This is a genomic window from Caballeronia mineralivorans PML1(12) (genome assembly GCF_001028175.1).
Lineage (GTDB): Bacteria > Pseudomonadota > Gammaproteobacteria > Burkholderiales > Burkholderiaceae > Caballeronia > Caballeronia mineralivorans.
Genome location: NZ_AEJF01000123.1, coordinates 30154 through 42405 on the forward strand (window position 1 = coordinate 30154; position 12252 = coordinate 42405).

Annotated in this window: 9 protein-coding genes; 8 read left to right on the forward strand and 1 reads right to left on the reverse strand. The window is 60.5% G+C overall.

Annotated elements, in window-relative coordinates; translation table 11 throughout:
• Positions 1 to 7: 7 nt before the first annotated feature.
• The 8 genes from EOS_RS19575 to EOS_RS19610 all read left to right on the forward strand — a co-directional run bounded on the left by EOS_RS19575 (position 8) and on the right by EOS_RS19610 (position 10963).
• Positions 8 to 823, forward strand: a complete 816-nt coding sequence (locus EOS_RS19575; RefSeq protein WP_047848337.1) for an ABC transporter permease — start codon at positions 8 to 10, stop codon at positions 821 to 823.
• Positions 820 to 1611, forward strand: a complete 792-nt coding sequence (locus EOS_RS19580; RefSeq protein ID WP_047848338.1) for an ABC transporter ATP-binding protein — start codon at positions 820 to 822, stop codon at positions 1609 to 1611. Before EOS_RS19575 ends, EOS_RS19580 begins: the two co-directional genes overlap by 4 nt.
• A gap of 12 nt (positions 1612 to 1623) precedes the next feature.
• Entirely contained in the window at positions 1624 to 2328 is a 705-nt protein-coding gene (locus tag EOS_RS19585; RefSeq protein ID WP_047848339.1) for an urea amidolyase associated protein UAAP1, read from the forward strand.
• Positions 2329 to 2342: 14 nt separating this feature from the next.
• A complete protein-coding gene (locus EOS_RS19590) occupies positions 2343 to 2984 on the forward strand; it encodes an urea amidolyase associated protein UAAP2 (RefSeq protein WP_047848340.1) in 642 nt (213 codons plus the stop codon).
• A 190-nt stretch (positions 2985 to 3174) separates the two neighbouring features.
• Positions 3175 to 6774, forward strand: coding sequence for an urea carboxylase (gene uca / locus EOS_RS19595; protein WP_047848341.1), 3600 nt, complete (start codon positions 3175 to 3177; stop codon positions 6772 to 6774).
• A gap of 21 nt (positions 6775 to 6795) precedes the next feature.
• Positions 6796 to 8616, forward strand: coding sequence for an allophanate hydrolase (gene atzF, locus EOS_RS19600; RefSeq protein ID WP_047848342.1), 1821 nt, complete (start codon positions 6796 to 6798; stop codon positions 8614 to 8616).
• A 210-nt stretch (positions 8617 to 8826) separates the two neighbouring features.
• Positions 8827 to 9864 carry a tryptophan--tRNA ligase gene (gene trpS / locus EOS_RS19605; RefSeq protein ID WP_047848343.1) on the forward strand — a complete coding sequence of 346 codons (1038 nt, stop codon included), beginning with the start codon at positions 8827 to 8829 and terminating at the stop codon, positions 9862 to 9864.
• Positions 9865 to 10153: 289 nt separating this feature from the next.
• The gene (locus tag EOS_RS19610; RefSeq protein WP_047848344.1) at positions 10154 to 10963 is read left to right on the forward strand and encodes a class II aldolase/adducin family protein; all 810 of its coding nucleotides are present in this window, start codon (positions 10154 to 10156) and stop codon (positions 10961 to 10963) included.
• Positions 10964 to 11017: 54 nt separating this feature from the next.
• On the opposite strand, the gene EOS_RS19615 is transcribed toward EOS_RS19610, so the two are convergent.
• A complete protein-coding gene (locus EOS_RS19615; RefSeq protein WP_047848345.1) occupies positions 11018 to 12028 on the reverse strand; it encodes an ABC transporter substrate-binding protein in 1011 nt (336 codons plus the stop codon).
• Between the last annotated feature and the right edge of the window lie 224 nt (positions 12029 to 12252).

The following is a 12252-nucleotide window of genomic DNA, read 5'->3' on the forward strand; positions in this document are numbered from 1 at the left end:
GCGCGCCATGCGACTCATCAATCGACATCCCAGCCGGAGCGGCGGCCTCATGCTGCTGTTGCTGCCGTTCATCGTGCTGGTGGCGATCTATTTCACCGGGTCGTCGCTGCGGCTAAAGGTCAATCCCGACGACAAGCTGCTGCCCAGCGCCACGCAAATGAGCGACGCCATCAAGCAGGTCGCGTTCACGGAGGACAAGCGCACCGGCGAATATCTGCTATGGGACGACACGGTGTCCAGCCTCAGGCGGCTTGGCATCGGTCTCGTAGTCAGTGCGGCGATCGCGTTGGTCGCCGGCATTGCAACCGGTGCGATACCGCTGGTGGGCGCAACGTTGTCGCCGTTCGTTACCGTGCTGTCCATGATCCCGCCGCTCGCGGTGCTGCCTATCTTGTTCATCGTGTTCGGGCTCGACGAGTTGTCGAAGGTCGTGCTGATCGTAATCGGTATTACGCCGATGATCATCCGCGACCTGCAGTCGCGCACGCGCGAGATTCCGGCGGAATTGTGGGTGAAGGCGCAGACCCTGGGTGCTACAAGCTGGACGCTGATCCTGCGTGTGATCCTGCCGCAATTGCTGCCGCGTCTTCTGGTCGCAATGAGGCTGTCGCTCTGCTCAGCGTGGCTCTTTTTGATCGCGGCCGAAGCCATTGCTTCCACCGACGGCCTCGGCTACCGCATCTTCCTGGTACGCCGCTATCTGGCGATGGACGTGATCCTTCCTTACGTCATGTGGATCACGCTGCTTGCATGGCTGATGGACGAATCGCTAAGACGCCTGACGCAATGGATCTTCCCTTGGTACGGCGGAGGCGCACGATGATCGAAGTACGCAACGTATGGAAGAAATACGGCGATCAGGTCGTGCTCGAACGGCTGAACCTGAGCATCGCCGAAGGCGAATTCTGTTCAATGGTCGGTGCATCGGGTTGCGGCAAGTCCACGTTCCTGCGCCTGTTGCTCGGTCAGGAACAAGCGACGCGCGGAGAGATTCTGCTCGACGGCAAGCCATTGCCGGCTGAGCCGGATGAACATCGCGGCGTGGTGTTCCAGCGTTACTCGGTGTTCGAACATCTGAGCGTGGTTCGCAATGTCCTGCTAGGGCTGGAACTGCCACAGGCGAAGTTCACCGGCCGGCTGTTCGGCGCGCGCCGCCGCGCGGCCCGCGACGAAGCGGTCGCAATGCTGGAACGCGTCGGCCTGGGCACAGCGCTGGACAAATATCCACAGCAACTCTCGGGCGGCATGCAGCAGCGTCTCGCCATTGCACAGGCGCTGGTCATGAAACCGCGCGTGCTGCTGCTCGACGAACCGTTCGGCGCACTCGACCCCGGTATTCGCCGCGACATGCACGAACTGCTGCTCGGCCTCTGGCGCGAATCGAACCTGACGATCTTCATGGTCACGCACGATCTGAAGGAAGGTTTCACGCTGGGCAGCCGCGTGCTCGTATTCGACAAGGTACGCGTCGACCCGCAAGCACCCGGCGCATACGGCGCCCGTATCACCTACAACATTCCACTCGATCACAGCCGCGATTCAGCCTCGTCCATTCACGCGGCGCAAGCCGCCGTGGAAGGCGCTGCGCGTGCCGATGTGATCCCGGTTTAAAGGAAATTGAAGATGGATTTGCTACTAGAAGAAACCGTCCCAGGCGGCGGCCATGCATCGTTGATCGTGAAACGTGGTCAGTCCTTGCGTCTTACGGACTTGCGGGGCGGGGCGAACGTGAGTCTCATGCTCGTCAACGCCGCTGAAAAAAACGAACGACTGAATCTTCCCGATACGCTGAAGTGCCAGCACACAGCAAAGCTCACGGCCGGTCATTGCCTTTACTCCGACATGGGCCGTGTGCTCGCTGCCATTGTCGCGGACACCTGCGGCTGGCATGACGCAATAGGCGGTGTTTCGAACGCGAACGAAGTGAACGATAAATACGGTGTGGGCCGCTATCAAGAGCTACGTAACGCGTTTTATCGCAATGGCACGGACAACCTGCTCGTTGAACTCGGCAAGTGGGGACTCGGCATCTCCGACTTGCTGATGACGCTCAACCTCTTCAGTCGCGTCGATGTGACCAGCGAAGGCGCTCTGAATTTTGTCCCCGGCAATTCGAAGGCCGGCGACTACGTTGAGCTCTATACCCCGATGAATACGCTCGTCGTGCTTACCGCGATCCAGCATCCGCTCGACCCGAATCCCGACTATGCACCCAAGCCGGTCAAGCTCGCGTTAAGTCAAGCCGATCGCCAGGTCGCGGAATTCTGCCGGACCTCATGTGAAGAAAACGTGCGCGGCTTCATCAACACCGATCGCTTCTTTCTCTAAGCGGACCTGACACCATGACAACAACGCTTACCGTCAGCGACAAACTTCCCGAACACGCTGTCTTCCGCGAAACGCTTGCGGCCGGGGAACCCTGGCTTCACGAAGTGAAGGCCGGTCAGACGCTGCGCATCCTGGACCTCGAAGGCAACCAGGCCGTGGATACGCTCTTCTACAGCCTCGCCGACCCTCGCGAGCGCTTCGACCCGCAGCGCACGCTGCGACGCCAGAAGAGCCTGTATCTCACCACCGGCACGGTGCTTTATTCGAACCTCGGCAATCCGATGCTAAGCATTGTCGCCGATACCTGCGGCCGTCACGACACGCTCGGTGGCGCGTGCGCTCAAGAGAGCAACACCGTGCGCTATGCGCTGGAAAAGCGCTACATGCATAGCTGCCGCGACAACTACTTGCGAGCCTGTGCGCACGACGGACGTTTGTCGAAGCAGGACATTGGCGCGAATATCAACTTCTTCATGAATGTGCCCGTCACGGCCGAAGGCAGTCTCACCTTCGAAGACGGTATTTCGGCACCGGGCAAATACGTGGAACTGCGCGCGGAGATGGACGTGATCGTGCTGATCTCGAACTGCCCGCAACTGAACAACCCGTGCAACGCCTACAACCCGACGCCCGCGGAGTTGCTGATATGGAACTGAAGAAGTGGCGCGACTGGCTTTATTTCGTGTTGCTCGTACGCTCGGGCCGCTGCTGCACTCGGACGCGAGAAGAACTAAAGCTCAAGTAGAAGCTTGCTCTGACGACGCACTAAACGCGTTTTGCCGCGGACGACCGCGGCATGCTTTTCCCCCGTGGCGGGACGGCCCGCCCACGCATCCGCCATCTCTCATGTTCGAGAAAGTCCTTATCGCCAATCGCGGCGCCATAGCGTGCCGCATCCTTCGAACCCTTCGCGCACTCGACGTCGCGGGTGTGGCTGTCTATGCCGAAGCAGACCGCGCCAGTCTTCACGTGAGCGAGGCCACGATTGCGCATGGTCTGGGCGACGGCCCGGCGTCGGCCACGTATCTCAATGTCAGCAAGATCCTCGACATCGCGCGCCGTGAAAACGTCCAGGCGATTCATCCCGGTTACGGTTTTCTCTCGGAGAATACGGAGTTCGGTGAAGCCTGCGAAGCAGCGGGCATCGCGTTCATCGGACCCACGCCGGCGCAACTGCGCGCCTTTGGTTTGAAGCACACTGCCCGCGCGATCGCAGCGGAACAGGGTGTGCCAATGCTCGAAGGCACGGGCCTTCTGGAAGACCTGAACGCCGCATTGCAGGCCGCTGAAAAGATCGGCTACCCGGTCATGCTGAAAAGCACAGCGGGCGGCGGCGGGATCGGCATGCGCGTGTGCTGGAACTCGAATGAACTCCGCGCGCATTTCGATGTGGTGAAACGTCTCGGCCAGAACAACTTCAGCGACGCCGGCGTGTTCCTGGAGAAGTACATCGAGCGTGCACGGCATCTTGAAGTCCAGGTATTCGGCGACGGCCGCGGCAACGCAATTGCGCTCGGCGTACGCGACTGTTCGGTGCAGCGGCGCAACCAGAAGGTGCTGGAGGAAACGCCAGCACCTTGTTTGCCCGAAGGCATGTCCGAGGCGCTTTGCGAAGCCGCGATCAAGCTCGCCAAAGCGGTGGAGTACCGGTCGGCGGGCACCGTTGAATTCGTCTACGACAGCGCCGCGCAGCAGTTCTATTTTCTTGAAGTCAACACGCGCTTGCAGGTCGAACATGGTGTGACCGAGCAGGTCTGGGGAGTGGACCTTGTGCGCTGGATGATTGAACTGGCGGCAGGCACGCTCGCGCCCCTGAGCGATCTGGCAACGGCGTTAAAGCCCGAGGGTCATGCGATCCAGGCAAGGCTTTATGCAGAAGATCCAGGCCGCGATTTCAAGCCGAGTCCGGGTCTGTTGACCGACGTGGCGTTCCCTCCCATCGCCGGCCGCGCGCTGCGCATCGATACATGGATTGAAGCGGGTTGCGAGGTGCCTCCGTACTTCGATCCGATGCTTGCGAAGATCATCGCATGGTCACCCACCCGCGATGCCGCGCGCGAGGCTCTCGCCAATGCTTTGCAAAACACGCACCTTTATGGTGTGGAGACGAATCGCGACTACCTGCGCCAAATCATCGACGACACCCCGTTCGCTTCCGGCGAGCCGTGGACGCGCTGCCTTGAAGGACTACGGTATCGCGCAAACACGGTCGAGATCGTCAGCGGCGGGACACAGACAACCGTACAGGATCATCCGGGGCGGCTCGGTTATTGGGCGGTCGGCATTCCTCCTTCCGGCCCGATGGACGATCGCGCGCTGCGGCTCGGCAACCGGCTGCTATGCAACAGCGATAACGCCGCCGCGCTCGAAATCACGATGAGCGGTCCGTCCTTGCGCTTCAACACGGATGCAGTTGTCGCCGTCACGGGTGCGAGCTTGCCGGTACTGCTCGACGATGTAGAGCAACCGCTGCATACGACGCTGTTCGTTCCCGCCGGTTCGACGCTCGCGCTCGGCACGATTCGCGGCGCGGGCGCACGCGCTTACCTATGTGTGCGGGGTGGCTTCGATGTGGCGATTTATCTAGGCAGTCGCAGCACGTTTACGCTCGGTCAGTTCGGCGGTCATGGCGGCCGCGCGCTTCGCGCGGGCGATGTGCTGCATCTGAATCCCCTGGACGATGCCAGCGCAGGCGCTTCCCTGCCCTTCGTTCCTCAACTCGATACGGTGCGCACTCTGCGCGTGATTTACGGCCCTCACGGCTCACCGGAGTACTTCAGTCCATGCTATATCGAGCAGTTCCTTGCGACCGAATGGGAGATCCATTTCAACTCGAGCCGCACCGGTGTACGCCTGATCGGGCCGAAGCCGGAATGGTCGCGCGAGGACGGAGGTGAAGCCGGATTGCATCCATCGAATATTCACGACAATCCGTACGCGGTCGGGGCGATCGATTTCACCGGCGACATGCCCGTGATTCTCGGCCCCGACGGCCCAAGCCTTGGCGGCTTTGTTTGTCCGGTGACGATCATCGAGGCGGATCTCTGGCAGATCGGGCAGTTGAAGGCGGGCGACAAAGTGCGCTTCGTGCCGGTGCAAATCGATGCCGCCCGCAAAGCTGCGGCTGCGCGATCGCATGAACTGGAGACGCTGGAACTTCAGAGCGCCCCGGAATACCCGCAGGTTGAAACGCTCACTTCGCCCATCGTTCTCGACACCGGCACAGACGCGGAACGACTGGTCGCACGGCTTTCGGGCGACACGCATTTGCTGCTCGAAATTGGCCCGCCGGACCTCGATCTGGTCCTGCGTTTTCGCGGCCACGCGTTGATGCAATCGCTCGAAGCACTCGCGTTACCGGGCGTGATCGACCTGACGCCGGGCATTCGTTCGCTGCAGATTCACTACCAGCCGGAACGGCTGCCGCTCAGCCAGTTGCTCGCGACAATCGAGCAAAAGTGGCAGGACGTACTGCTGCAAGAGGATTTACGCGCACCCTCGCGCATCGTACATCTACCCCTCTCATGGGACGATCCTGCTTGCCGGCTCGCTATCGATAAATACATGACGACAGTGCGCAAGGACGCGCCGTGGTGCCCGAGCAATCTCGAGTTCATCCGTCGTATGAACGACCTCGATTCCATCGATGCCGTGAAGCAGATTGTCTTCGATGCGAGCTATCTCGTGATGGGGCTCGGCGATGTCTATCTTGGCGCGCCAGTTGCCACGCCGCTCGATCCACGCCACCGTCTGGTGACAACCAAATACAATCCGGCGCGGACGTGGACGGCAGAGAACTCAGTGGGAATCGGCGGAGCGTATCTATGCGTGTATGGCATGGAGGGACCCGGAGGTTATCAGTTCGTCGGGCGCACATTGCAGATGTGGAATCGCTATCGTGAGATCGCGGATTTCGCGGGGCGCCCGTACCTGCTGCGCTTCTTCGATCAGATCCGCTTCTACGAAGTCTCCGCCGAGGAACTGCTGCGCATCCGCGCGGATTTCCCGCTGGGGCGGTATGTGTTGAAGATAGAGGAGACAGAGTTGTCTCTTTCCGGCTATCAGGCGTTTCTGGCAAGCGAAGCCGAAGGTATCGCGCGGTTTCGAGCGCGCCAGCAAGCCGCGTTTCAGGCCGAGCGCGAACGTTGGCGTGAAGCGGGCGCATCGGAGGAAAGTCTTGAAGCGCCTGTGCCCGACAACACCGATATAGCACCCCTGGAAGACGGACAGATCGCGGTGGACAGCGAGATTGCCGGCAACCTGTGGCAAGTGCGCGTGACACCCGGAGAGACCGTTTCAGCAGGAGACGTGCTGCTTATCATCGAGTCGATGAAAATGGAAATATCGGTATGCGCGCCGTGCGCAGGAACGGTCGGCGAAGTGTATGTGTCGCCGGGCTCGCCTGTGCGCGCGGGCCAGCGGGTTGCAATCATCGAACGGTCTTAACCAGTCAGATCAGGAAAAACAATGCCTTCATTCGACCTGCGCATGTCCACGCTGCGCGCCGCCTATCGTGCAAAAGAAACCACACCGCGCAAACTGATTGGCGAGTTGCTCGCAAAAGCGGCCGAGCTCAATCCCGAGTTTCACTTATTCATCCACGTCCTGAACGAGGACGAAGTCGCGCCTTATCTGGACACGCTGGAAACGCAAGACATCGATGCGCTGCCACTGTATGGCATCCCGTTCGCAATCAAGGACAACATCGATCTGGCCGGCATACCGACAACCGCCGCGTGTCCTGCGTTCGCCTATGTACCCACCGAATCGGCGACGCTTGTTGCGCAATTGATCTCGCTTGGCGCGGTGCCTATCGGCAAGACCAATCTCGATCAGTTCGCGACGGGTCTCAACGGCACGCGCTCGCCTTATGGCAAGTGCCGGAACAGCGTGCATCCGGATTTCCCTGCGGGTGGTTCTAGCGCGGGGTCGTCGCTGGCAGTGGCGTTAGGCGTGGCGAGCTTTGCGCTTGGCACCGATACAGCAGGCTCTGGACGCGTGCCCGCTGCGTTGAACCATCTGGTGGGCTTGAAGGGGACCAAAGGGCTGCTGTCGACTGCGGGTGTCGTACCGGCTTGCCGCACACTCGACTGTGTCACCTATCTGACAGCAACCGCACGCGAGGCTAGCGAACTTCTCGCGCTCACAGCGAAGCAAGATCCTCGCGACCCTTATAGCCGCGTCAATCCGCACTTCAACGATGCAAGTGCCTTCGGCGAGGTATCCACATTTCGATTCGGCGTGCCTTCAACACTCGAGTTTGCGGGATGCCCCGAAAGTCCCGCGCTTTTTAACGATGCCCACAAGACGCTCGAAGCCGCTGGTGGAACGGCCGTTGAAATCGACTTCGCGCCATTCGCCGAAGCGGCCAGATTGCTTTATGAAGGGCCTTGGGTCGCGGAGCGTTATAGCGTCGCGGGAGCGTTGATGGAGACCCAACCTGACGCCGTGCTGCCGGTGATCCGCGACGTGCTCGCCAAGGCGCCGGGCACGACGGCTGTTGATGCCTTTCGCGCGCAGTACCGGCTTCAGGCGCTCAAGCGAGCCTGCGATGCCGTCATGGCCGAGGTGGACTTCGTCCTGACGCCGAGTTTTCCTCGACCGGTCACGTTGGCAGAGCTGGAGGCGGACCCTATCGGCCCGAACTCCTTGCTGGGGTATTACACCAACTTCATGAACCTGCTCGACTATGCGGCCGTTGCCACGCCGGCTGGATTCATGGCTAACGGATTACCTTGGGGCATTACCGTTTTTGGACGGCCGTTCACCGATCAGTATTTGCTAAGTATCGCTGATCGATTGCAGCGTATGTTTGCTTTTCCTGTTGTTGGAGGCAGTGCTCCCGATCTGAAACCATTGCCGCGACAGGCTCGCAGCGACCGCGCACGGGTTGTGGTTTGCGGTGCGCATATGGAGGGACTGCCTTTGAACTGGCAGTTGCTTCAACGCGGCGGCCGACTCGTTGAACGCACGTTGAGTGCGCCTTGTTATCAGTTGTTTGCGATTGAGGGCATCGTGGCCCGGCCAGGAATGGCGCGCGTTTCCAATGGCGGCGGCGCGGCTATCGAAGTCGAGGTATGGGAGTTGCCCAGCGCGGAATTGGGGTCGTTCCTGACAGGCATTCCAGCGCCTCTGGGACTCGGAAAAGTCGAACTCTCGGACGGTCGCTGGGAGATCGGCTTTATCTGCGATGCCTTTGGGCTGGAAGGAATGCGGGAGATTACTTCGTTTGGTGGATGGAGGCGCTGGATTGCGGCCGCGAGCGGATCCGTCGCAAACGCCTCCTGATCGTTAGGCCGGGCGTTGTCAACAATCCTTGCTCTATGGCATTCTTACGCCATGTCCGCAATCAACCCGGCCACTGCGAATAGCTGGTGCCGCTCCTGAAGGAGCGGCATTGTCACGCCTTTTTAATGACCATGACCGCCGCGGTCCGGTTGACATGGCTTTATCTCCCAGTGCAATTGTTCTGCGGCGGTTCTCCAAGAGAATCCGTTTATGCACGACACTACGCCGTCCACATCGCGCCTTACCGTCCTGACCGGTGATCGCCCTACCGGGCCGCTGCATCTGGGTCACTATGTCGGCTCGCTAAAGACCCGGCTCAAGCTTCAGGAAACGCACGCACAATATATTCTCGTCGCGGATACCCAGGCCATGACCGACAACGCGCATGATCCCGACAAGGTGCGCCGTAACGTACTGGAAGTGGCGCTGGATTATCTGGCTGTTGGCATTGACCCTCACAAGAGCACGATCGCGGTCCAGTCGGGTCTGCCGGCCCTCGCCGAATTGACCCTGCTCTATCTGAACTTTGTCACCGTCGCACGCCTCGAACGGAACCCGACCATCAAGGAAGAGATTCAGGCGCGCGGTTTCGGTCGCGACATTCCAGCGGGTTTTCTCTGCTATCCGGTGGCGCAGGCCGCCGATATCACCGGGTTCAAAGCCAACGTTGTGCCAGTGGGAGAGGATCAGGCTCCCCTGATCGAACAGACCAACGAGATTGTTCGACGCATCAACCGGCAAGCAGGTGTGGACGTTCTGCCGGAAGCCGAGGCATTGATTCCGTCGATGGGCCGCCTTCCCGGTGTCGATGGGAAAGCCAAGATGAGCAAATCGCAGAACAACTCGATTCCGCTGTCGGCCGCGCCTGACGCCATACGCGAAGCAGTAAGGAGTATGTACACCGATCCGTACCATCTGCGTGCCTCCGATCCAGGGACCGTTGAAGGCAACATGGTCTTTACCTACCTGGACGTATTCGACGACGACCGTGCAGAAGTGGAGCGCCTGAAGGCCTCGTACCGGGCGGGAGGGCTTGGGGATATGATGCTCAAGCACAGGCTGGAAGATAAGCTCCAGGCGCTGATCGCCCCCATGCGCGAACGGCGTGAACGGTTTGCCCAGGACCCGGGTTATGTCTTCAGCATGCTTAGGGACGGAACGGATCGCGCCAAGGCCGTGACGCAACACACGCTCGATGAGGTACGCACAGCGCTAGGAACGTTTTCGTTTGCATCCGTAAGGTCTTAAAAAGCAACGCTCCGATTGGAAAGCGCGAGGCTGCCTTGGTGCTTTTCCCCGTCCTAAGCGAAACCATGCGCAACCGATATGGTTATCTTCATTTGATATTTAGCCTTTGCATGCCCGAATGCTAGCCTTTGAGGCGGTCCACTGGCGCCACCGAATCCTTTTTAGCGCCTGTCGCCAAACGGCGCCGAGTCGCACCAGGGACACTCGCCACCACTAGCCTTTCCGCCCGGCGTAGCCGCTTTCCCCGTAAACGGCTAGCGCCGCTTGAATGTCAAAGGACATCAATACAATGAGCACCCTCACCGACGCGCCCGACCTCGCCCTGCACGCCTCCCCGGTCCGCAAATTCTGGTTCGACGAGGTCCCGCCTCCTGCCACGCCCGCGGCCGAACGCCGGCATCGCCTGGAGCGCCTTGCCGGCGCGTTCCGTCTTTTCGCCCGCTACGGTTTCGACCAGGGTCTCGCCGGCCACATCACCGCGCGCGATCCGGAATGGCACGATCACTTCTGGGTCAATCCGCTCGGCAGGCACTTCGCACGCATGCGTGTTTCCGACCTGCTGCTGGTGAACAGCGCCGGCGAGATCGTCGTAGGTAAGGGACCCGTCAATCAAGCCGCATTTGCAATTCATGCGGCCATTCATGAAGCGCGCCCGGATATTGTTGCGGCTGCGCATACCCACTCGCTATACGGCAAGGCGTGGTCGACCTTGGGGCGCAAGCTCGATCCATTGACACAAGACTCGTGCTCATTCTATGAGGATCACGAACTATTTGACGACTTCCAGGGTGTGGTGCTCGACACCAAGGAAGGCGCGCGCATTGCTATAGCGCTAGGTTCGAGCAAGGCGGTGATCCTGAAGAATCATGGCATCCTGACCGCAGGCCCGACGGTGGAAGCGGCCGCGTGGTGGTACCTCGCACTGGATAACGCATGCCACACGCAGTTGCTCGCCGAAGCCGCCGGCACGCCTCAGCGGATTCCGCATGACGTCGCTGCACTGACGCACGAGCGGGTCGGTCGGCCCGGAGGCGCGCTGTTTTCGTTTGAGAGCTTGTATGAAGGTCTTGTCGAGGCCGAACCCGATCTGCTTGACTGATTTGAAGCCGTGGCGAGAGGTTAAGGCGATGGATCTGCGCCGCTTTAACCTCTCTCAAGCCTTCGCGATCTGCGTATCCGAGATGGCACGCACGTCGATCCGCCTTGGCAGAATGGCGTCGCGAAAGGCGATATCCGCGACCCGCTGCAACGCGACAATGTCATTGTCCGCGACAAAACGTTGCTTCAGCGCGGATCGGGCAGTGATGGTCTTCGCAGCATCGTAAGGAAGCCGGGTCAGCGACGCGTAGACATGCGCGTATGCATCGGGATTGGCCATGGCCCAATCACCGGCGCGCTGCAAACGCTGGAGCACATCTGCAATGGCGAGGCGCTTCAGGGGATCGGCGGCCGCCGCGCCGGACGCCGTCACGAAACCCAGACCGCTATTGATCCCGGTGCCATCCCGCAGCACCCGTGCGCCGCGCTGAACGGCGGTTCCAAAGTACGGATCGAAGGTCGCCCATACGTCGATTCGTCCCGATTCGAACGCAGTGAATGCATCGACCGGCAAGACAAATCGCACTGAAACGTCATTACGCGTTAGACCCGCTTCGGCAAGCGCGCCATAGAGTTGGAACTGCGAAATGCTACCGCGTGCCGACGAAACAAACACCGTGCGTCCCTTGAGTTCCGCCACGCTGCGCAACGTCGAATCCGCCGGGACGAGAATGCCCAGTTGCGCGCCCGAGCCGACGCGCGTCGCGACAATCTTGAGCGTCGGATCGCCTACGGCAGCCGCCAGCACCGGCAAATCGCCCGCAGGCGCCAGGTCAACGGCACCCGCACGCTGCGCTTCAAAGAGCGGTGCGGCGCCCTGGAAATTAGCCCACTTGAATGCATACGGCGTGCCGTCGAGAACCTTGGCAGCCTCGGCTAGTGCGCGTGTACCGCCCGCCTGATCGCCCAGCACGAGCGTGACGGAACTCAGGGCCGCATCCGCAGCCCTCGCCGCCTGAGACGGAAAACCGCCGAGCGCGGCGACGGCCGGCGCGGCGCTAAGCAAGCGCAATACGCGCCGCCGTCCAGCGGAAACATCAGAAACATCGGGACCAGAAATTTGCATAAATCCTCGCAGGCTAAATCAACGCCCAGAGTAGCGACGCCGCACCGCCTTGAGAATTATTCAATTCCGATATGGTTATGACCGCCGGATACTTAAGCATCGCAAGTTTCAGCGTAATGCTTAAAGCGCTTAGCGATACGCGTTGGCTTAGGCCGCGCTAAGCGATCCCCAAGAAAAGCGCTGATGACGACCCGCCACGCCGTAGCGCCGTCGATCGGCCTTCC

Excerpts from the sequence above, each read along its gene's own strand:
- EOS_RS19575 (WP_047848337.1), top strand. The coding sequence starts at position 8 with ATGCGACTCATCAATCGACATCCCAGCCGGAGCGGCGGCCTCATGCTG.
- EOS_RS19580 (WP_047848338.1), top strand. The coding sequence starts at position 820 with ATGATCGAAGTACGCAACGTATGGAAGAAATACGGCGATCAGGTCGTG.
- EOS_RS19585 (WP_047848339.1), top strand. The coding sequence starts at position 1,624 with ATGGATTTGCTACTAGAAGAAACCGTCCCAGGCGGCGGCCATGCATCG.
- EOS_RS19590 (WP_047848340.1), top strand. The coding sequence starts at position 2,343 with ATGACAACAACGCTTACCGTCAGCGACAAACTTCCCGAACACGCTGTC.
- uca (WP_047848341.1), top strand. The coding sequence starts at position 3,175 with ATGTTCGAGAAAGTCCTTATCGCCAATCGCGGCGCCATAGCGTGCCGC.
- atzF (WP_047848342.1), top strand. The coding sequence starts at position 6,796 with ATGCCTTCATTCGACCTGCGCATGTCCACGCTGCGCGCCGCCTATCGT.
- trpS (WP_047848343.1), top strand. The coding sequence starts at position 8,827 with ATGCACGACACTACGCCGTCCACATCGCGCCTTACCGTCCTGACCGGT.
- EOS_RS19610 (WP_047848344.1), top strand. The coding sequence starts at position 10,154 with ATGAGCACCCTCACCGACGCGCCCGACCTCGCCCTGCACGCCTCCCCG.
- EOS_RS19615 (WP_047848345.1), bottom strand. The coding sequence starts at position 12,028 with ATGCAAATTTCTGGTCCCGATGTTTCTGATGTTTCCGCTGGACGGCGG.